Source organism: Algoriphagus persicinus (assembly GCF_035156415.1).
GTDB lineage: Bacteria > Bacteroidota > Bacteroidia > Cytophagales > Cyclobacteriaceae > Algoriphagus > Algoriphagus persicinus.
In genome coordinates, this window is record NZ_JAYEEY010000002.1 from 104,460 (window position 1) to 125,308 (window position 20,849).

Genomic DNA, 20,849 nt, shown 5'->3' on the forward strand with positions numbered 1-20,849 from the left:
ACAAGATAGTAGAATCGAGAGCCAGGTAGCATCAAGATACTTTCTAGTTTCTTCATTTTTATATCCTTCTACACATTTAGGGCATTCAGAGATATCTACCATATTTTGGACAGCCAGAATCCTGCTATGTAGATCTAATCAAAAAAAACTAAACCGAAATAAGCTTAAAATGATAGTTGGATTCTTCTTTCTTGTTCCAGGTGATTTCTTTGCTTAAGTGATAAAATGCCTCAAGTAGGGTAGCATTGGTCATTTTTCCTGCGTCAATGGCTTTGAAACCAATTAGCTCAATTAACCTTTTTACACGAATTTTTTCCAGATTTGCATCGCCGCAGAAATATGTTTCCTTCACTATTCCCAAAACATCAGAATTAGGATAGTCCAAACCAAGGTTATTGAAAGCTTTAAAAATCAATGCATTTGGTGCAGATTTTCGAATAAGTAGCGAATTGCAGTTACTTAGTTTATTATCATAATTACTGTTGGTGCAATCGATGATTATCTTGTCTTCTAGGTCTGTCTCTTTAAGAGATTGGCATATTTTGCGCAAATGATCATTTTCGCAACAAATTAAAATAATCTCGGCTTGATTGATAGCGGATTCATAAGGACAAAGCCGATCATAGAAGCGATTTAAAACTTTCCATTCTGCTTCATCAACATTGAAGTCTGGGCAAACTCCAAAAACCACCGAAAGTCCTGCCTCAATGTATTTTTTACCTAAAGACTTGGCAAGGTTTGTTCCTCCTAAAATTCCTAGCTTCATATAGTTTAATTTTAATTTTCGCAAGTGATTTTTATGCCTTGGTTCTACACAAGCACTTTATACTTGGATCAGTATATCATGGATATCAAGTTCATTTCCGAATGTTTTTATTTAGTGAAATGCTTCGAAAATTTCCATCTGCTACTTTCCTTTAATTGACGGAGGAATAGTAATTATTCTCTGATAATCAGCAGGAACTGTTGGAAACTAATCTAAAGGTCTTAATAATCAAAATATTATTTTGATAATAATTCAAAAACAATACACGTTCCAAAAGTGGCTATTTGAAAGTCAAAAAAGTGAATTTGAAAATTCTACCGTTTGGGAATATTTTGTCCCATCTTCTCAGTTTTGAAGTGTACAGAATAGTTTAGAAGTTGTTTAGTTTAGTGTTTTGGATTGAAAAATTAGATTCTTTAGGCCAAATCGTACGACTTACCTAATTCACTCCTTATCCCCGTAAAGAGCCTTTCCCGCTTCTTCATATTTATCACCGGCGATCCAGATAGGTTGATTTGCAGCGTTTGCAATTTTCTGGGCAGCTAGGATATAGGATTTCCAGAAAAGTGTCACATAATCCAAATCAACAGAATCTATTTCATCTGCTGCCTTATGATAATATTTATTGATCTCGTCATCAAACGCTGTAAATCCAAGACTAAAAGTAGGAGCGGGAATTCCTACTTTGGCGAAGTTTACATTGTCGGATCTATCGTAAAGTCCCTGCTCAGGAGCTGGATCTGCCAAAGCTTTCAAGCCGAAATCTTCTACTGCTTCAATCACCAAATCATCACCTGTTGTTCTTCCCAGACCAATCACCGTAATAATTGAAGTGTCATTGTAACCTGCTCCGTCGATATTCAGATTGTAAATGATCTGACTGAGCGGTATCAATGGATTCTCTGCAAAATACCTACTACCTAGAAGTCCTTTTTCCTCTGCTGTCCACAGGGCGATTAGTATAGACCTTTTAGGAGGGTTGTTGGCAAAAAACTTGGCCGCATTCATCACAGCCACAGTTCCTATGGCATTGTCGCGCGTTCCGTTATATATAGAATCACCAGTTTCATCCGGGCGACCGATTCCCACGTGATCATAGTGAGCTGAAAGCATCACATATTCATTTTTCAAATCTTTGTCCGTTCCCTCAATCCAGGCAATTACATTTCTCCCATCAATTGGAGTGGTGGTTTTCCCCTCGATTTCCAAAGCCGCCGATTTAGCCGCTCCAACCGCTATTTCTTTGGCCAGCGTATTCGATAGATCTTTCACCCAGATATAAGGCAATTTGCTGGATTCACCTTTGTCAATAGCCATTTGAGAGCGATTCAGGTAGTTAGCAATCAATTGCCACGGAATAGATGGGATGTTAAACCTTTCGATCAAAGCTATTGCTCCTTGTTTTTTAGCATTAGCGGTTTTTTCGCTACCAAGCGAAAATAGATCAGCAGGACCCATTTTATCCGGTGCGCCCACACTGCTTACAGCGATCTTTCCGGTCAGATCTTTTCCTTCAAAATCTTCAGGAGTACCAAATCCCACATCAACCAATTCATAGGTTCCGCTGAGTGATTCACCATCTAGTACAAGTAAGTTTACACCTTGACTAAAGGTAGAATCACCGATAGTTAAGTTTCCTTTGGATGGAGGTATTGAAAGACGGAAAGGGATATTCTGAAAATAGCCATCAGCACCTGCTACTTGTTTAGCGCCAGCATCTTCGAGTTGCAACGCAATGTAATTGTAGGCCATTGCCATTTCTGGGGTAGCAGGATCTCTGCCTTTAAGCGCATCTGATGCTAAGAAAGTTAGATCAGCAACGGCTGCTATCTCATCAAATTTTTTATCAATTTTCTTCTTTTGTGCTTCAGCTACAAAAGTGATAGACACAAACAGGCTCAGGACTAAAAGTGATTTTTTCATCTGTTTATATTTTTTTTAATGGTCACGCCGATTAGTCGGGGCAGGCTATGGAATCTCGCATTACGGATAATCATTCCTCTGTGTGTCGCCTACGACATGCTTGATTTCATAAGGGTTTCTAAATTGTACTTTCTAAAGTAATTCAAATTTAGTAAAAGGATACGCTTATTCCTTTAAATGAAATTCAGACCAACCGAGATCATTAATTGTCTTTTGAAAATGAGATGGAAGTGGAGCCAAAACCACGATGGTTTTGGTTGATATCGGGTGGGTAAACTCAAGTTGCCGTGCATGCAAAAGCAAATTATTCAATCGAAACTGACGTTCAAAAAACTGGTTTTGCTTATTGTCTCCGTGTTTTTTGTCTCCTAGGATATAATGCCTCAAATGTGCCAAATGCCTTCTTATTTGATGTGTACGGCCTGTTTCCGGTTTCAATTCCAGCAAACTATACCGACTGGTAGGATATCTTCCTGTGGTATCAAATGGAATTTCCGCTTCGGCAAGTACCTGATAAGAGGTTTGGGCTTCCTGCATTCTTCCAGAACGCTCACTTCTCAATGGGTGATCAATCAGATCTGATTTGATTTCTGGTATTCCCCGCACGATAGCCAGATAAGTTTTTTGAACAGATCGATCAGCAAACTGCCCTTTTAGCAAGGGTAGAATTTCTTCTTTTTTGGAGAAAAGCAAAACACCACTTGTTGGTCTGTCCAAGCGGTGAACGGGAGATACATGCTGGCCAATCTGATCTCTGAGCAGTTGCAAAGCAAAGACTGTTTCATCTGCTGCTATGGAAGTGCGGTGAACAAGCAAGCCAGAAGGCTTATTTATACCAATAAGGTATTCATCTTCGAAAAGGATATCTAAAAACAATTTAAAATGATTGAATTGAAAATTCAGAATGTCTGTCTCTAGTGAAAGAGGCTAATAAATATGAAGGTTTTATGGTTTATAAGGCTTGTAAATCGTAAAATCGAAGTTCTCAAATCCTTAAAATATCGTTCCCGAACCAATACATTCCTCTCCATCGTACCATGCTACAAATTGTCCTGAAGCCACACCTTTTTGAGGTTGATCAAAGATGACGTAGAGGCCATTTTCTCTCTGGATCAGTGTAGCTCCGCTGAGCGGTTGACGATATCGGATACGGGCTTCGTATCTGGCCGCCTCACCCATAGCAAGTTTTAAGTCTTCACGAATCCAGTGGATTTCTTCTGTTTTGACAAATAGTCCGTCACGTAGTAGTCCAGGATGTGTTTCTCCCAAACCTGTATAAATCACATTTTCAGTAGTATCGGTAGAAATCACAAATAATGGTTTTCCTGTGCCACCTACATGAAGACCTTTTCTTTGTCCTACGGTAAAGTAATGCGCGCCATTATGCTCTCCCAGTACATTTCCCTGATCTTGAGAATAATGAGTGGGTAGTGAAATGGCATCTAATGTCTCTTGATCGTAATCTTCCGGAGCTATTCCAGCTGGGATTAGGAGTTTTTGGTAAATTGGAAGCTCTTCGGAAATTTGGATGATTTTTCCTTTCTTAGGCTTTAGCTGTTGCTGTAGAAATTCCGGAAGTCTCACTTTCCCAATAAAGCATAACCCCTGACTGTCTTTTTTATCTGCAGTAATTAGGTTCATTTCTTTTGCTTTTTTCCTTACATCGGGCTTTTGCATGTGACCGATTGGGAAAAGCGCTTTGCTCAACTGACTTTGATTCAATTGACATAGGAAATAACTTTGGTCCTTGTTTGGATCAGCTCCTGCAAGCAATCGATAGGATGTTTTTTCATCAGACCCCACAGTTTCGCCTTTCTGGCAATAATGTCCTGTAGCCACAAAATCTGCTTTTAGCTTTTCCGCTGCTTTCAGGAAAATATCAAATTTGATTTCTCTATTGCAAAGAATATCCGGATTGGGAGTTCTGCCTGCTTTGTATTCAGCAAACATATAATCCACGATTCTATCCTTGTATTCCTCACTGAGGTCAATCGCCTGAAAGGGAATGCCTAATTTCTCTGCCACCAGCATCGCATCGGTGGAATCTTCCATCCATGGACACTCATTGGAAATCGTGACGGATTCATCGTGCCAGTTCTTCATGAACATCCCGATGACTTCGTAGCCTTGCTCGATAAGTAGGTGAGCGGCCACGGAACTATCGACCCCTCCGGAGAGGCCGACTACTACTCTTGGTCTTGTCTTCATGTGCTGTAATATGTAATGGATTCAAGGTCCATTAGGTTACAATGTGCTCAGAACAGTAATTCTTGTGAAATTGGTTCTGAATGGGACAAAGTTAAAAGAAATCTAGTTGGATTCTGCTGGCTGGTATTTGCCATATACTGCATCCTTAAACTTTTGGTGAAGCTTAATTTGATCGTAAGGAAAAAGCTGGACAAAGAGTACTGCACTGATCTCATTCACGGGATCTACCCAGAATAATGTACTGGCGGCTCCATCCCAAAAGAATTCTCCAACTACACCATTCATCTCTTCGGAACTTGAAGGCGGAGCAACTCGCACTGCGAAATCAATCCCAAACCCAACATTTCCTTTACTTGGAAGCCAAGATCTTTCGGTTACTGAATCAGGAAGCTGGTTGGTGCTCATAAGGTCTACAGTTTCTGGCTTGAGAATTCTTGCTCCTCCAAATTCCCCCTTGTGCACCAGCATTCTGGCAAAAGTCATATAATCATCCAAAGTCGAGGTCAGTCCGAAACCACCAGGAGTCAAAGGATATTCATTAATATTGAAATCATGAGCTTCTTCATTTGGGATTTTTTCCAGCTGTCCTTCTCCAGTTCTTCTATAGGAGGATGCCATACGTGCTCTGTCAGCTTCGGGTACGAAATACCTGGTTTCATTCATTTTCAAAGGATCCAGTACATGTTCTTGCATATATTCCTTATAGGGTATTCCAGCTATTCTTTCCACCAAAAAAGCTTGCACATCCACGGATTGAGCATATTCCCACTGCGTTCCCGGCTGAAACCAAAGTGGAATCTCTCCAATTCGTTTGGCCATTTCGGATAAGGTAATCTTAAAACTTCTTGGATCTTTTTCTTCTAGAATTTCGCTCAATCTCGGAATATCAGCCCTATTGGGAAAGCCAGCTGTATGACGGGTAAGGTCTCGAATGGTGACAGGCCGGTCAGCATCTACGAGTTTGATATTACCGGTTTCATCTACCCCATCATAAACTCTCATATTGGCAAATTCAGGGGCATATTTTGCCAAAGAATCATCCAATTGAAATTTTCCGTCTTCATATAGTGTCATCAAAGCAACACCTGTAATGGGTTTGGTCATGGAATAAATCTGCACAATCGTATTTCTATCCATTTTGACCTGATTTTCCCGATCAGCATAGCCAAAAGCATTGTAATACACTTCCTGGTCCTTTTCAAAAATCAATGCTGAAACTCCGGCAATATTTCCGCTTTCCACAAAGCTTGAAAGTGTAGAGTCAATTCTTGCCCTAACTACATCATTTACTAAGAGGGTTTCAGCGGTCTCTTGCTTTTCTTGGCAGCTACTTGAAAAGACAAGTATCGCTAAAGCATACAGAAATGGTCGTAGCATAGGTATGCAATTTGGGTGGAGGAAACTAAGTTGATCTCTAAATTCAATCAGACTTGAGAACTACATGAAAATATTAGATTGATTATGTCTAAAGAATTAGATTTTAAAATCTTCCTCCCAGAATCGGAATCCTCCCTTGAAGGCATTTTGATTGGTGCCTAATCTACATCCTTCTGGAAGTTCAGTCAGTAATTTTGAGTTTCCCCCTCCAAGTAAGATGTCATCTGGTTGGAAAGCTGCTCTAAAGTACTCTACTGCTTTCAGTATATTCTTTTCCCATCTTTTCGAACCGCTTTTAGCCAGGTATTCCTTCCCCACATATTCTTCAAATGTTTTCTTTTTGAAGGGGAGATGTCCACCTTCTATCGGAACAATTGTATTGTGAAGCACCATGGCTGTTCCAAGTCCGGTTCCTATTCCAAGAAAAAGCAACTTTTTTCCTTCATACCCGCCCAATGCCTGCATGGCAGCGTCATTTATAATTTTAAGTGGCATATTGAAGGCTGAATGGAAGTCGAATTCATTCCAGCCTGATCCTAGATTCACTGGCTCAGTGATTATTTTATTGTTTTTTACTACCCCAGGAAAGCCCATTGTAATCATGTCATATTCCCAATCAGAAGCATTTTCTTTCACTAGATCCACCATCTGCCCGGGAGAAAAATCAGATCCAGAGGGTATTTTTATTCTTTCTTCAGCTCCTGTAGCCAGGATTTTCACATTTGAACCCCCGATATCGATTACAAGGATTTTCTTTTTGTTTTTTTCCATCCATTGAAACTAAATAGAAATGTTTACTTACTGAAACATAAATGTATCATTTATGATATTTTGATTAAATAAGGCATGCGCCTATTGCTTCATTAAATGTGAAGGGAGGAGATTTTTCTTTGGACAAATGCTGTAATCTCACGTTACTTACTTTAAATTACAAAGTAAACTCGCAACCCAAATACCCCAAATCCTTATTTTCCAGGTAATGATTTGATCCTTTTTGAAACAGAATTTTCAACCTAGCTTATGTCTATTAAAGTTGCTATACGGCACTATACCAAGTATGATTACGATCACCACATTAGTTTGGGTCCTCAAGTGATTCGATTGCGTCCTGCTCCGCACTCGCGCACCCATGTCAAGGGCTATTCACTTAACATCAAACCTGAAAATCACTTTATCAATTGGCAGCAAGATCCATTTGGTAATTACCTCGCCCGGGTAGTTTTTCCAGAGAAAATCAAGTTTTTTGAGATTGACGTGGAAGTAATCGCCGATATGGTGGTGATCAATCCTTTTGATTTTTTTGTGGAGGACTATGCAGATATATTTCCCTTTAATTACGACGAGAGCGTAGAGAAGCAGCTTAGTCCCTATTTAGAAATCAAGGAAGCAGATCCTTTGCTGATGAATTTGGTCGAAAAGGCTAAATCTTTGATTACAGAAGGTATTCTCACAGTTGATTACCTGGTGGCGATCAATGCCATGATCAATCAGGAGCTACGCTATAATTTGCGGATGGAGCCTGGTGTTCAATCTTGCGAGGAGACACTCACCATAGGATCTGGCTCTTGTCGCGACTTTGCCTGGCTGATGGTGCAGGTTTTACGGCATGTAGGACTTGCCTCAAGATTCGCCTCTGGATATTTGGTTCAATTGAAATCTGATGAAAAATCTCTGGATGGACCATCTGGGCCTGAAGAAGACTTTACGGATTTGCATGCATGGACAGAGGTTTATGTACCGGGAGCCGGCTGGATAGGTTTGGATTCTACTTCAGGTTTGTTTGCGGGCGAAGGTCACATTCCTCTAGCATGCACACCTAGTCCACAGGACGCTGCACCTATTACTGGAACGTCTGAACCTGCCGAGACCGAGTTTTTCTTTATCAATGAAGTGACCAGAATAGAAGAAACACCTCGGGTGACCAAACCCTATTCTGAAGAACAGTGGGAGAAAATTCTGGCTGTAGGCGACCTTGTTGATGTGGATTTAGTAGCCAATGATGTGAGACTGACCATGGGAGGAGAGCCTACTTTTGTATCTGTGGACAATCAAGATGCGCCTGAGTGGAATACCGACGCTGACGGTGAGCATAAGCGAAGTCTCTCCAATACGCTTTTTCATAAACTAAAAGGAGAATTTGGCTCCGGTGCGCTCATGCAATATGGCCAAGGAAAATGGTATCCGGGCGAACAATTACCACGATGGAAATTAGCTTGTTTCTGGAGAAAAGACGGGAGGCCAATTTGGCACAATGATGCCTTAATGGCTGATTTATCCAAGGATTATGGAATGGGCGACAAGGATGCTGAAAAGTTTATGTCGGAATTGGTCTCGCAGCTCAATCTTGACAAAACTAATCTGACACCCTTATATGAAGATCCCTTCTATTTTATTTGGCAGGAAGGGAAAGTTCCAATAAACATCGATCCCTATAAATATGATCTCAAATCGCCTCTTGAGCGTCAAAAACTTGCTAAGTTGCTTAATGAAGGTCTGGATAAACCAGTTGCATTTTCGATTCCACTAGAATGGGATTTGGAAGATAGAGTATGGCAAAGTTGTCGTTGGAAATTTAGAAGAAAGGATTTGTTTTTGATGCCTGGAAATTCTCCAGCTGGTTTAAGATTACCGCTCGACTCCATAGAGTTTACGCCGCCGGAAGAAGAGCCTATGAATCTAGAAACGGACCTATTTTCTGAAGTACCAGCCTTACCGGATTCAAAACTTAAATCAACAGTATTTACACATCCGCCGAAGAATTCTGAGCGAATTTTCAAGACTTCCTTAGTAGTGGAAGTAAGAGAAGGGAAGTTGTTTGTCTTTTTTCCTCCGCTCAATCTCATTGAGAATTACCTGGATTTGGTGAGTGCGGTAGAACGTACTGCGGAAAAATTGGAATTGCCGATTTTAATAGAAGGATATGATCCACCTGCAGATAAGCGTATAGAAAAGATGATGATTACGCCTGACCCAGGTGTGATTGAAGTTAACATTCAGCCGGCAAAAAGCTGGAAGGAAATCACCACTAATTATAAAATACTTTATGAAAAAGCCCGTGAATCCCGTCTGATCAGTGAGAAGTTTAATGTGGATGGAAAGCATACCGGGACAGGTGGTGGAAATCATATTACCCTAGGTGGCTCCTCACCCGAAAATAGCCCTTTGCTAAGAAGACCTGACGTCTTAAAGAGTTTTATCACCTATTGGCAGCATCACCCTGCTTTGTCTTATTTGTTTTCTACACAATTCATCGGGCCAACCAGTCAAGCCCCTAGAGTGGATGAGGGAAGAGATGATATGCTGTATGAACTGGAATTGGCGTTTCAGCAGGTTCCAAATGGTAAGGAAAATGAGATTCCATTTTGGATGGTCGATCGTATCTTCAGGAACTTGCTAGTTGATATTACTGGCAATACACATAGAGCTGAGTTTTGTATCGATAAGCTTTACTCACCGGATTCCAGCAGTGGACGCTTGGGGATTCTGGAATTCCGTGGCTTTGACATGCCACCTCATTATAGAATGAGCATGGTTCAGCTCCTGTTAATTCGGGCATTGATGAGTTGGTTTTGGAAAAAGCCTTATGATCATAACCTCGTACGGTGGGGAACTTCCTTGCATGATAAGTTCTTGCTTCCGCATTATTGTGAAAAAGACATGCTCGAAGTGGTAAATGACTTGAAAGGGGTAGGGTATGATTTTGATTTAGCCTGGTTTGATCCTTTTTTCTCTTTCCGTTTTCCTTTTATAGGTGAGCTACAAGTAGATGATATTCATATTGATATGAAAATGGCAATTGAGCCATGGCATGTATTGGGTGAAGAAATTTCTAGTACCGGAACGGCTCGTTATGTAGATTCTTCCTTAGAGAGACTTCAGGTGAAAATCTCCGGATTGACAGATTCCCGTTATCATTTGCTATGCAATGAACATAGGATTCCATTGAAGAATACTGGAGTGCAGGGTGAGTATGTAGCGGGTATTCGATATAGGGCTTGGCAGCCTTATTCTGCTTTGCATCCTACTATCGGTACTGATACGCCTTTGGTGATTGATTTGTATGATACTTGGACCAAGAGATCGGTAGCAGCATGCCAATATCATGTCGTTCACCCGGGTGGCAGGAGCTATGATAGTTTCCCAATTAATAGCAATGAAGCTGAGTCCCGTAGGATTTCACGGTTTTTTGACTTTGGCCACACGATAACTCCTTCCGCTAGTGCAACTAAAACTGTGCAGGATGAGCAAAAATCAGGTAGATATATCACTAAGGTGAATGTAAAAACCACTTATAATGACACGCCTGAGATGCTGAACCCTGAGTTTCCCTATACCATGGACCTTAGACGATATAAAAAATGATGATTCTATATTATTTCAAGGTTATTTAGTTCAATTTTGAGCTATGATTGAGTCTTATCTTATTGACAAAATGTTCAATAATGCGCCGTTTCTGGATGAAATGGCCACCGACCAAGGTAAAATACATCCGCACTGGGAAAAATTGGCCAAATACTACGAGCAGATAGGCTCAGATCGTATGGGGCAATTTCATGAGGAGGTAGGTCGGCAATTGCGTGAAAATGGAGTGACTTACAATGTCTATGGCGATCCCAATGGGATGAATAGACCTTGGATTTTAGATCCTGTTCCGATGGTTTTTAGTAGCGGAGAATGGGAGGGGATTGAGCAAGGCTTGCTTCAGCGAACGGAGTTGTTGAATCTGATTTTAAGTGATCTATATGGAGAGCAGACCTTGATCAAAGAGGGTCACATTCCATTTGAATTGATTTACAATCACCGAGGGTTTCTCAGACAAGCCCACAATATCAAGTTGGATGGAGATCAGCAGCTGATTCAATACTCTTCCGATTTGGCACGCGGCCCAAATGGGAAAATGTGGGTGCTCCATGATCGCACCGATGCTCCATCCGGAGCCGGCTATACATTCGAAAATAGAGCTGCGATGACGCGGGTGTTTCCCGAGTTGATCCGTGAGAATCACGCCCGTAAAATCACTTCTTATTATCAGACTTTTAAAAGCACACTAAGCAACCTAACTACTAACAACAAGGAAAATCCAAGGGTGGTCTTACTTTCTCCCGGCCCAACGAATGAGACCTTTTTTGAGCATGCCTACATCTCTTCTTTTATGGGATTTACGCTGGCTTTTGGGGAAGATCTCACCGTAAGTGACGGGTATGTTTGGCTGAAAACCATCAAAGGACTTGCAAAAGTAGATGTGATTATTCGTCGGGTAGATGATGTCTTTTGTGATCCATTGGAATATAAAAACGATTCACATCTAGGTGTGGTAGGTCTGATGGAAGCAGTGAGGCAACGGAAAGTACTGGTAATTAACCCGTTGGGATGCAGGGTATTAGAGAATCCGGGTTTAATGGCTTTTTTGCCTAAAATCAGCAAGCACTTTCTAGGTGAAGATTTGATTCTCCCTTCTGTAGCTACTTGGTGGTGCGGTCAGCCTAATGAAATGAAATATGTTTTTGAGAATATTGACTCCTTAGTGATCCGCAATATCTATCGTGGTACACAAAAGAAATCGGTTTTTGGAGGAGATTTATCAAAAACTGAAATAGAGGCCTTGAAGCGGGAGATTCGTCGAAGCCCTTACATGTATGTAGGTCAGGAAATGGTAGAATTTTCGACTACGCCTTCCTGGATCAATAATAAACTGGAGGCTAGAAATGCTGTATTCAGAAGCTATGTAGTCGCTGATTCGGAAAATAAAAGCTATAAAGTAATGCCTGGTGGATTATCGAGAAGCTCTCCTGAGAAGGGGGCTTTCTTAGTGTCAAATCAAACCGGTGGCATTAGCAAGGATACTTGGGTTCTTGGCAAGGGAAAAGATGTTTCATCAATTGTTACTAAACCCGCAAAAATTCAGCCTCTGGTGCGAAATGTGCTTCCTAGCCGGACCGGAGAGCGTTTATTTTGGTTGGGAAGGTATCTGGAGCGATCGGCATATGCAGTGCGTCTGATGAGGATGACTTTGCTTTCTTACAATGAAGCGGACGAGGATATACATATTCATGAAAATGCTGTATTAAGCACTTTACTGCAGACGCTGACAGTGATGACAGGGACTTTGCCGGGGTTTACGGTGAAGAAGAATCTGAAAAATCCAGAAGTTGAATTGCTTGCATTGGTTCATAATGTAGCTAAAACCGGTAGTTTAGCTTATTCCATACAGTCCTTTTTGACCAATGCTTATTCTGTTCGCGATAGATTAAGCTTGGATACCTGGAGGATTTTGGACAGTATTTCTGAGGAACTCGCGAGAATGAGGAAATCCGATACCACGCTGATGCAAGCGTATCAAAGCTTAGATAATATGGTGGTGAAATTGATGGCTTTTTATGGGCTGAATATTGACAACATGACTCGTGAGCCTACTTGGCATTTGTTGAATATTGGAAGGTTTATTGAATCCGCATCTAACAATTGTTTGATTTTGAAAGGAATGCTTAGTAAGTCATTTGATGCTGAGTCCAATAAGGAGCTGATGGAAGATACCTTACGATGCAATGAAAGCTTGGTTACTTATCGCTATCGCTATCGATCCAATCTGGAGATGCACGGTGTATTGAGCTTATTGATATTGCACGAAGACAATCCTAGATCGCTGATTTTCCAAATATTGGAGATTGATAATCATTTGAAAACACTCCCCAACCAAGATGAAAAGGAGTTTTTCAGTGTAGAGCGTAAGAAATTGCTGGAAGCTATCACCAAAATCAGGTTATGCGATATTGATGTGATTTCAATTCCAAATGTGCTCACTAATGAATTTGATGAATTGACATCACTTTTGGATCAAATTATTGGGCTTTTACATGAGACTTCCGATTCGATTTATGAGAAATATTTTAGTCATACTGATTCAAGATATAGCATGATTCAATCCTCTGTAATTCCTGAGATATGACATCGAGCATGACGAGAACGTTACACAAGGGGAAGATTATTTACAATGCGATATTCTCCCGATCCGCCGCGGCGGACGGGACAGGCTATCCCGTTTCCTTCGTCACGGGACAGGTTATGACCTTTGAAAATCAAAATATAAACTCATGAAATACAAAGTCACGCATATCACAGATTATATCTATGAGTTTCCAGCGACATTATGTCACAATTTGATGTTTCAGATTCCGCCGAATTTACCATTTCAAAATGTGGAGGAATACACTTGCGAAATTAGTCCTAAACCAAGTTCTGAGATTGAACGGACTGATTTTTTCGGAAATAAGTACCTGTACTTTTCCATAGAAAGATCGCATAAGAACTTGACTGTGAGCTCTAAAAGTGTTGTACAACTTACTGTTCCGCCGTGGATTTCGGTGAAACCTTCCGAAACAATTCCTTGGGAGAAAGTTGTTGATTTGCTTCATTCTACGAAGACTTCCACTGATATCCGGCAATTTTACTTGGAGTCGAATCATGTTCAATTTGTGGATGGAATAAGTGCCTATGCATTGAAATCTTTTACTCCTGGCCGTCCGATCATGGCAGCAATGCTTGATTTGAATACCCGGATTTTCAAAGATTTCACATTTACACCGGGCTTCACAGATATCAGTACTCCGCTAGAGAAAGTTTTCCAGCACAGAAAAGGTGTCTGTCAGGACTTTGCACATTTTTCACTTGCTTGTTTAAGAGTAATCGGCTTGGCTGCACGATATGTGAGTGGTTATCTGGAGACTTTGCCGCCTCCAGGCAAGCCAAAAATGATAGGAGCAGATGCTTCTCATGCATGGATTGCTATATATATTCCAGGGCATGATTGGGTGGAGTTTGATGCTACGAATAATCTACTGGTGAATGATAAACATATCCGAGTAGCCGTAGGGCGTGATTTTGCTGATGTGACGCCTTTGAAAGGAATCGTTTATAGCGGAAGCGAGCAGGAGATGAAGGTAAGTGTGGATGTGAGGGATTTGGAGCTAGATTAAACCTGCATTATGCATTAGCAAATCTACTACGGCTTCAAACCGCTTCAAAATCAGTCGCTATGCTTCACTTTTCGCTCTCACCGTAGCGGTGCTACGACTCGATCTCCAAAGTGACTGATTTTCTTGCAGTTTGAACCCTCGTTACGAATCCTAATGCATAGTCCGGGTTAAAGGAAATGTTCAAGGTGAACTAGCTAGTCCCTCAATCTTACATTCATTTCAATAAAATAATCATTACCGACCCAGCGATCATAATAACAGAACCTATGATTTTTTTACGAATATCTTTTTCCTGAAAAATTCTGTACCCCAATAGTACACTGACTATGATGGAGAGTTGAAAAAGTGAGAGTGCATATCCTACGGCCATTTTTTCAAATACATAATTTGTGGTAAGCTGCATAGTGCCAATGCAGACCAGTAATAAAATCAACTTGCCCAAAATGTCTATCCTTAGATTTGAAAGTTCACGCTTCAAACTGACTCGAAAGGCTAGTAGGATTATAAATGAAAAGATGGTTCCAAAAATACACCAGGAAATGAAGGCAATGGCAGGAGAGGAGGCAAGAATTACTTTCTTCACAAAAACTGCTTCAATCGCTGTGAGCATCATTGCCCCGATTCGAAATTGAATGTCCTTGTTTCTCAGTAGTGCCGGAGTAAAGCGCTCTTCTGTCGTATCAAGTACCAAATAGCTCCCATAGATGATAATCCCAATTCCAATAATTCCCCATAGGTTTGGGATTTCTCCCAACAGAAATACCCCGAAAATCACCCCAACTATTGATTTGAAAGAGTTAATTGGGCCAAGTATCGAAAGATTGCCTTTTTGGAGTGCCTTGATCAGAAGCGCATTTCCCATGGCACTGAAAATACCGCCAATAATAGAGTAGAACCAAAAGTCTTTACCTAGCTCTCTAATTTCTAAGAAACTTAGTCCTAAAAGACAAATACAAGCAAGAAGAAAGTAAGTGAGAAAATTGACCCAAAGTGGGTGTAAACCTTGAAGGGTTAATTGCTTTTGGAAGACATTTCCCAGGGGATTTGACATCACTCGAAGCAAAACGGCAAAGGAAATAAATAGAATCTCGTTCAAAAAACAACAGTTTAAATTAAGTTCTCAGATTTCTATTTTAAAATGAGGAGGCTCTGATCCAAGCTCTGAAAATTTGTATTTAAGATCAGGTTTCTCAATAGGTCTATATCTTCCCGTAAAGGGTGTTCAGGTAGGTTTAGGAATGCTGTGGCCTGAGCATTTAATTTCATCGAGCTAACCAATTAGAAATAGTAAGTTGATAATAATCGACATCGATGGCACTTCATCCACCAGACTTCTTTGCCTTATATCCGGCTGTATGAAGTACCTGAACTACTTTGTCCCGGTGATCACCTTGGATCAAAATTTCACCATTTTTTGCCGATCCACCTACACCGCATTTATTCTTTAGCAATTTTCCCAATTCTTTAAGATCATCGTCGCTTCCGACGAAACCTTCTATTAGGGTTACCTTCTTGCCTGCACGGGCTTTTTTGTCCAGCATTACTTTTAGGTTTTGCTGATTGGTAGCTAAAGTTTCTTCATTTTCCTCATTCCCAGTTTGATAGTCAAAATCATTGCTCGTGGAAAACACCACTCCATCCCGCTTTTTCCAATCGTTGTTTTTTTTTGCCATGATTAAAATGAAAAAGCCTACTCAAAAGAGTAGGCGTGGTTATTCTATTAGTAGATTTATTTAGTCTTAAATGTCCAAACAGGACGTTTTGCATGATTTACGACATCCTCCGCGATAGATCCTGTAAACAGGTGAACTAAACCTGTTCTGCCATGTGTAGCCATCGCTATCAGATCTGCTTTAATATCTTCTGCAAACTCCACAATTCCAGCTTCCTCAGAATTTGAATTGTAAATCTCAGCAACGGCATGTTTGATTTGATACTTATTAACGAACAATTTGATTCTGTTGGCTGATTCCCGTGTAGTTTCAAAAGTTCCTGGCGTATTGATGATCACTAGGTAAAGATCTGCATCAAACCATTTTTGAAGGGTTTTTACTCGATTAGCCAGCTCGTCTTGGCCTTCACGGAAATCACTTGCAAATACGATTTTCTTGAATTTACGTGGATCTGTGTATGCCTTGACCGTGACCACTGGGCAACTAGCCGTACGTACTACTTTTTCAGTATTGCTTCCGACCAAGATCTCCTCGATACCGCTGGTTCCTTTGGATCCCATGATCACCAAATCAGGGCCTTCTTCTTCGATCGCAGATGAAATACTTTGGAAGGCATTACCCAAAACTATTTTTGTGCTGAATGCATAGCTATTTCCGGCATACTTACTTTCCATTTCTTTGAACTGTTCCTTGCGGCGGTTAATCAGTTCGATGATAAAGATCTGGTCATCCATAGCAGGCATTACATCGCCTCCACCCATAGTGCCCATTCCAGAACTAGAAGGGATTTCTACCACGTTTAAAACGGAAATTTCTACAGTGTCAAAGCTACTGGCAAGGGCAATTGCGAAGTCAAGTGCATTTTGAGCTTGCTCAGAGAAATCGAAGGGGACGAGTACTTTAGTCATAATTGCTGTATAATGGTTTATGCCAAATTACCCCTATTTACATGATTAGTAAAGGAATATTTTCAGCTTTTTCCTAAAAAAACCAAACCGATTCCAAAAAGAACAACCCAAATTAAGGTACTTATTGCCATTTTTTTCAGATTAGGATCAATAGCCTGGGAATCTTTGCCTTTTTGTACACTTATTCCAATTTGGACCATGAATGGAAAATTGGCCAAGGCAAGTAGCGATGTCCATTCTTCAGTAAGAAAAGCAAAGATGACCAAACAATAATTTCCTCCCAAAATCAAAAACCAGTTGTAACCAATCGCTGCCTTCTTCCCAATTCTCACGGGGATAGACTTCTTTCCCGCAAATTGATCGGATTCTATATCTCGGATGTTATTAATGTTCAGCACAGCAGCGCTGAAAAGACCTAAGGCAATTCCTATCCAAATGACTGAATTATCCCAAGTTAAACTGTGCAGGTAGTATGTGCCATATACACCGAGTAAACCAAAGAAGATAAACACGGAAATATCACCAAAACCTGCATAGCCATATGGATTACTCCCGGAAGTATAGGAAATAGAAGCCCAAATAGCTGCCAGACCTAAGCCTAAAAATAGTCCAAAAAGAGCCCAATCCTGAATGGCCAAATAGAGTAGGGACAAACCGGCGATTAGCGCCAAAATACCAAAAAGATACATTGCCCTTTTCATTTCAGGCAAAGAAATCAACCCTGATTGTACGGCTCTCATGGGGCCTTGGCGGTCAGAGTGATCAGCCCCATTGACGGTGTCACCATAGTCATTGGAGAGGTTGGAGAGTATTTGTAGAAATATAGTGGTAAATGATGCCAGTAATAAGATTTCCCATCGGAAAACGTCTTTGTATGCTGCCAAAAAAGATCCTGCAAAAATGCTTGCCAGCGCCAGTGGTAACGTACGAAGCCTGACCGCATGCAGCCAGGCTTCGTTTTTTGATTGAATAGTTTGTTTCACTCAGTCGAAAAGGTTCTGATTAAGCGTTGATGATATCGATGATTTCTTTGTCTAGAGGATCTACCTTGGAAGGAAAAAATTTAATCAATTCACCTTTTTCATCTAAAATATATTTGCAGAAGTTCCAGGCAGGTTCCTCATTGTTCCATCCGTTCAATTCTGCATCTGAAAGCCATCTGTAGATTGGGTGCTTGTCGAAGCCTTTTACAGATATCTTCTCAAACATAGGGAAGGTTACCCCATAATTTTCTGAACAGAAGGACTTGATTTCGTCATTTGAACCCGGTTCCTGTCCTCCGAAATTGTTGGCAGGAAAGCCTAAAATGACAAGATTTTTACTATTTTCAGAATATAGCTTTTGCAAAGCTTCATACTGAGGAGTGTAGCCGCATTTGGAAGCTACATTTACCACCATGATTTTTTTACCTTTGAAAGAACTGAAGTCAACGTCTTTTCCTTCCAGGTCTTTCATGGTGAATTCGTAGAAAGATTTTTCCATGGTGTTTTCAGCTATAGAAGTAGCTTTTGACTTATGAGTTTTGCTTATGGTGTATGCGCTTACGAGTAAGAGAAGACAGCCTAGAAATAATAAGTTTTTCATCTGTTTATAATTTGTTTTTTATAGGCCACATAGCCTGTCCCGAACTCGATTCGGGAGAATCTCGCATGGTTGATAATGATCTCACTGGGTGATGGATACATGCTTGATTTCATGATTACATTCGTTCAGGTACAGTGATTCCTAGTAGTCGCATTCCTTTTTTGAGAGTTTTGGCGGTGTGTGCCGAAAGCGCTACGCGGAAAGAAAGAACAGTTGGGTCATTTTCCAGAAATATAGGAAGATCTGCATAGAATCTATTGTATTCCTTAGCTAAATCGAAAAGGTATTGTGCTAATATAGCAGGGGAATAATCCAACCCAGCTTGAGATATTTTTTTTTCAAAATCATTAAGCAAGTAAATCAGGCTCGACTCTGATTCTTCAATTTTGGTAAGCTTGTAAAAATCAGCTTGCTTATAATCCACTCCGATTTGCTCTGCTTTTCTCAAAATAGAGGCGATGCGAGCATGTGAATATTGGATAAAGGGTCCTGTGTTTCCCTGAAATTCGATAGATTCCTGAGGATTGAAAAGCATACGTTTTTTGGGATCTACTTTCAGCAAGAAGTATTTCAAAGCGCCCATTCCAAGTATCTCGTAAAGCTCTGTGGCTTGTACTTCAGTAAACCCATCGATTTTGCCAAGCTCTTTAGTATGCTGAGCCGCAGTATCTATCATCTCCTGCATCAGCTCATCTGCATCTACCACTGTTCCCTCACGTGATTTCATTTTCCCAGTCGGCAAATCTACCATGCCATAAGACAAATGGGAAAGTCCTTCTCCGTAAGGTCTGCCCAGTTTTCGCATGATCTTAAATAAAACATCAAAGTGGTAATCCTGCTCATTTCCAACTACATATACTGATTTGCTGATCCCGAAATCATCGTATTTCAAATCAGCAGTTCCCATATCTTGGGTGATGTAAACGGAGGTGCCATCACCCCGTAGTACAAGCTTTTCATCCAGTCCCTCATTAGTGAGATCCACCCAAACTGAGCCATTTTCTTTCTTAAAGAAAACTTCTTTTTCCAGGCCTTCAGCTACAATATCCTTCCCTAATAAATAAGTGCCTGATTCGTAGTAAAACTTGTCAAAACTAACCCCCATACGTTGGTAGGTTTTTTCAAACCCAGCATATACCCACTCATTCATTTGCTTCCACAGAGTGACAACTTCCTCATCATTTGCTTCCCATTTGCGAAGCATTTCTTGTGCTTCCATCAACAATGGAGCATTCTTTTTTGCTTTATCTTCGGTCTGCCCTTTTTCTTTCAGTTCAGCAATTTGCTTTTTGTACTCCTGATCAAAAATCACATAGTATTTGCCCGCCAGGTGATCGCCTTTCAGGCCGGAAGTTTCCGGAGTTTCTCCATTTCCAAAGTGCTGATAGGCTACCATGGATTTACAAATGTGGATTCCTCGGTCGTTGACAAGATTAGCTTTGATGACTTCATAGCCATTTGCTTCTAGGATGTTTGCCACAGAGAAGCCCAAGAAGTTATTTCTCAGGTGTCCAAGATGTAGCGGTTTGTTAGTGTTGGGGGAGGAATATTCCACCATCACTTTTTGACCGTTGGATGGAAGCTGACCTATATTTTCATTGGTAAAAAGCTTTTGAAATACGCCCACCCAGATCATGTTGTCCAGTTCCAAATTCAGAAAACCCTTCACCACATTGAATCCTGCCACTTTATCGACATTTTTTTTGAGATATTCACCGATCAGATTGGCGGTAGCCTCAGGCGTTGCTTTGGAAACTTTCAGATAAGGAAAAACAACAAAAGTGTAAGTGCCTTCAAATTCCTTTCGCGTAGGAGCGAGGCTGATTTGATCCAGCGACAGGTCGTGATTGAAGATATTCTGAAAGGCAAGCTGAATGCCGTGGTGTATTGATTCTTGTATGTTCATGATTTTTTTAACCGCAGTGGGCACAGAGGTTTCGCAGAGGGCGCTGTGAATTTATAATTGCAATTATTTAGTACTAATTACTCTTCTAATCCCAAGCTTGAGTCTGGGCACATTGAAATTTATTAAGAGTCCTAATCTGAATTTACCAAGCTTGACGTAATTGAGTGTTTGGGCAAAATGAATATCTGTAGTTCTTTCAACAGCTTTCAGTTCCAAAACTAGCTTTCTTTCCACTAAAATATCAATGCAATAGCCATTTTCTAATTCTACTCCGTCAATAAGCAATGGCATTTTTTTTTCTACTTCGATAGCAAACCCCGCATTTTTGAGTTTGAAAGCTAAGGCTTGTTTGTAAGCATTTTCTAATAAACCAGGCCCTAATTGTGTGGGAACTTCCATAGCGATTCCTATCACTTTGGTGGCGAGGTCATTTTCGAAAGCCAAATTATAGCTGTCCCTCATTTGAGCTGAAATTTTTAAATAATCAGTAAATTTTTACTAGGAAAGTTAGGTATAATTATTCATTGCGCT

At 40.6% G+C, this 20,849-nt stretch carries 17 protein-coding genes; 4 read left to right on the forward strand and 13 right to left on the reverse strand.

Annotated features, from left to right (window positions below; genetic code table 11):
• Positions 1–148 precede the first annotated feature (148 nt).
• From U3A58_RS02150 to U3A58_RS02175, 6 genes are all read right to left on the reverse strand, one after another.
• Positions 149–766 carry an NADPH-dependent F420 reductase gene (locus U3A58_RS02150; protein ID WP_323821737.1) on the reverse strand — a complete coding sequence of 206 codons (618 nt, stop codon included), beginning with the start codon at positions 764–766 and terminating at the stop codon, positions 149–151.
• 444 nt (positions 767–1,210) lie between these two features.
• Positions 1,211–2,689: a M28 family peptidase gene (locus tag U3A58_RS02155; protein ID WP_323821738.1), complete on the reverse strand. Its 1,479-nt coding sequence runs from the start codon at positions 2,687–2,689 to the stop codon at positions 1,211–1,213.
• 165 nt (positions 2,690–2,854) lie between these two features.
• On the reverse strand, positions 2,855–3,565 hold the full coding sequence (locus tag U3A58_RS02160) for a pseudouridine synthase (RefSeq protein ID WP_323821739.1): 711 nt from the start codon (positions 3,563–3,565) through the stop codon (positions 2,855–2,857).
• Positions 3,566–3,682: 117 nt separating this feature from the next.
• The gene (gene mnmA / locus U3A58_RS02165; protein ID WP_323821740.1) at positions 3,683–4,897 is read right to left on the reverse strand and encodes a tRNA 2-thiouridine(34) synthase MnmA; all 1,215 of its coding nucleotides are present in this window, start codon (positions 4,895–4,897) and stop codon (positions 3,683–3,685) included.
• A 102-nt stretch (positions 4,898–4,999) separates the two neighbouring features.
• Complete coding sequence (locus U3A58_RS02170) at positions 5,000–6,274, reverse strand: serine hydrolase domain-containing protein (RefSeq protein ID WP_323821741.1); 1,275 nt, start codon at positions 6,272–6,274, stop codon at positions 5,000–5,002.
• A 96-nt stretch (positions 6,275–6,370) separates the two neighbouring features.
• Entirely contained in the window at positions 6,371–7,045 is a 675-nt protein-coding gene (locus U3A58_RS02175; RefSeq protein ID WP_323821742.1) for an ROK family protein, read from the reverse strand.
• A gap of 249 nt (positions 7,046–7,294) precedes the next feature.
• On the opposite strand from U3A58_RS02175, the gene U3A58_RS02180 reads away from it, so the two are divergent.
• Genes U3A58_RS02180 through U3A58_RS02195 form a run of 4 tightly spaced genes read left to right on the forward strand, consistent with a single transcriptional unit; the run spans position 7,295 to position 14,247 of the window.
• Positions 7,295–10,636 carry a transglutaminase family protein gene (locus tag U3A58_RS02180; protein WP_323821743.1) on the forward strand — a complete coding sequence of 1,114 codons (3,342 nt, stop codon included), beginning with the start codon at positions 7,295–7,297 and terminating at the stop codon, positions 10,634–10,636.
• Positions 10,637–10,679: 43 nt separating this feature from the next.
• Positions 10,680–13,220: a circularly permuted type 2 ATP-grasp protein gene (locus U3A58_RS02185; RefSeq protein WP_323821744.1), complete on the forward strand. Its 2,541-nt coding sequence runs from the start codon at positions 10,680–10,682 to the stop codon at positions 13,218–13,220.
• Entirely contained in the window at positions 13,217–13,369 is a 153-nt protein-coding gene (locus tag U3A58_RS02190) for a hypothetical protein (RefSeq protein ID WP_323821745.1), read from the forward strand. The genes U3A58_RS02185 and U3A58_RS02190 overlap by 4 nt, the downstream gene beginning before the upstream one ends.
• Positions 13,366–14,247, forward strand: coding sequence for a transglutaminase family protein (locus U3A58_RS02195; RefSeq protein ID WP_323821746.1), 882 nt, complete (start codon positions 13,366–13,368; stop codon positions 14,245–14,247). Before U3A58_RS02190 ends, U3A58_RS02195 begins: the two co-directional genes overlap by 4 nt.
• 214 nt (positions 14,248–14,461) lie before the next feature.
• On the opposite strand, the gene U3A58_RS02200 is transcribed toward U3A58_RS02195, so the two are convergent.
• The 7 genes from U3A58_RS02200 to U3A58_RS02230 all read right to left on the reverse strand — a co-directional run bounded on the left by U3A58_RS02200 (position 14,462) and on the right by U3A58_RS02230 (position 20,780).
• Positions 14,462–15,343, reverse strand: coding sequence for a DMT family transporter (locus U3A58_RS02200; protein WP_323821747.1), 882 nt, complete (start codon positions 15,341–15,343; stop codon positions 14,462–14,464).
• 223 nt (positions 15,344–15,566) lie between these two features.
• Positions 15,567–15,920, reverse strand: coding sequence for a translation initiation factor (locus U3A58_RS02205; protein ID WP_323821748.1), 354 nt, complete (start codon positions 15,918–15,920; stop codon positions 15,567–15,569).
• Positions 15,921–15,976: 56 nt separating this feature from the next.
• Positions 15,977–16,828, reverse strand: a complete 852-nt coding sequence (locus U3A58_RS02210; RefSeq protein WP_323821749.1) for a universal stress protein — start codon at positions 16,826–16,828, stop codon at positions 15,977–15,979.
• Between the two features lie 62 nt (positions 16,829–16,890).
• Positions 16,891–17,811, reverse strand: a complete 921-nt coding sequence (locus U3A58_RS02215; protein WP_323821750.1) for a 1,4-dihydroxy-2-naphthoate polyprenyltransferase — start codon at positions 17,809–17,811, stop codon at positions 16,891–16,893.
• Between the two features lie 19 nt (positions 17,812–17,830).
• Positions 17,831–18,412 (reverse strand): glutathione peroxidase, encoded by a 582-nt coding sequence (locus tag U3A58_RS02220; RefSeq protein ID WP_323821751.1) that lies wholly within the window; start codon positions 18,410–18,412, stop codon positions 17,831–17,833.
• A gap of 115 nt (positions 18,413–18,527) precedes the next feature.
• Complete coding sequence (gene argS, locus U3A58_RS02225; protein WP_323821752.1) at positions 18,528–20,318, reverse strand: arginine--tRNA ligase; 1,791 nt, start codon at positions 20,316–20,318, stop codon at positions 18,528–18,530.
• Between the two features lie 63 nt (positions 20,319–20,381).
• Complete coding sequence (locus tag U3A58_RS02230) at positions 20,382–20,780, reverse strand: GxxExxY protein (RefSeq protein ID WP_323821753.1); 399 nt, start codon at positions 20,778–20,780, stop codon at positions 20,382–20,384.
• Positions 20,781–20,849 lie beyond the last annotated feature (69 nt).

Excerpts from the sequence above, each read along its gene's own strand:
- U3A58_RS02150 (WP_323821737.1), bottom strand. The coding sequence starts at position 766 with ATGAAGCTAGGAATTTTAGGAGGAACAAACCTTGCCAAGTCTTTAGGT.
- U3A58_RS02155 (WP_323821738.1), bottom strand. The coding sequence starts at position 2,689 with ATGAAAAAATCACTTTTAGTCCTGAGCCTGTTTGTGTCTATCACTTTT.
- mnmA (WP_323821740.1), bottom strand. The coding sequence starts at position 4,897 with ATGAAGACAAGACCAAGAGTAGTAGTCGGCCTCTCCGGAGGGGTCGAT.
- U3A58_RS02170 (WP_323821741.1), bottom strand. The coding sequence starts at position 6,274 with ATGCTACGACCATTTCTGTATGCTTTAGCGATACTTGTCTTTTCAAGT.
- U3A58_RS02175 (WP_323821742.1), bottom strand. The coding sequence starts at position 7,045 with ATGGAAAAAAACAAAAAGAAAATCCTTGTAATCGATATCGGGGGTTCA.
- U3A58_RS02180 (WP_323821743.1), top strand. The coding sequence starts at position 7,295 with ATGTCTATTAAAGTTGCTATACGGCACTATACCAAGTATGATTACGAT.
- U3A58_RS02185 (WP_323821744.1), top strand. The coding sequence starts at position 10,680 with ATGATTGAGTCTTATCTTATTGACAAAATGTTCAATAATGCGCCGTTT.
- U3A58_RS02190 (WP_323821745.1), top strand. The coding sequence starts at position 13,217 with ATGACATCGAGCATGACGAGAACGTTACACAAGGGGAAGATTATTTAC.
- U3A58_RS02195 (WP_323821746.1), top strand. The coding sequence starts at position 13,366 with ATGAAATACAAAGTCACGCATATCACAGATTATATCTATGAGTTTCCA.
- U3A58_RS02205 (WP_323821748.1), bottom strand. The coding sequence starts at position 15,920 with ATGGCAAAAAAAAACAACGATTGGAAAAAGCGGGATGGAGTGGTGTTT.
- U3A58_RS02210 (WP_323821749.1), bottom strand. The coding sequence starts at position 16,828 with ATGACTAAAGTACTCGTCCCCTTCGATTTCTCTGAGCAAGCTCAAAAT.
- U3A58_RS02220 (WP_323821751.1), bottom strand. The coding sequence starts at position 18,412 with ATGAAAAACTTATTATTTCTAGGCTGTCTTCTCTTACTCGTAAGCGCA.
- argS (WP_323821752.1), bottom strand. The coding sequence starts at position 20,318 with ATGAACATACAAGAATCAATACACCACGGCATTCAGCTTGCCTTTCAG.
- U3A58_RS02230 (WP_323821753.1), bottom strand. The coding sequence starts at position 20,780 with ATGAGGGACAGCTATAATTTGGCTTTCGAAAATGACCTCGCCACCAAA.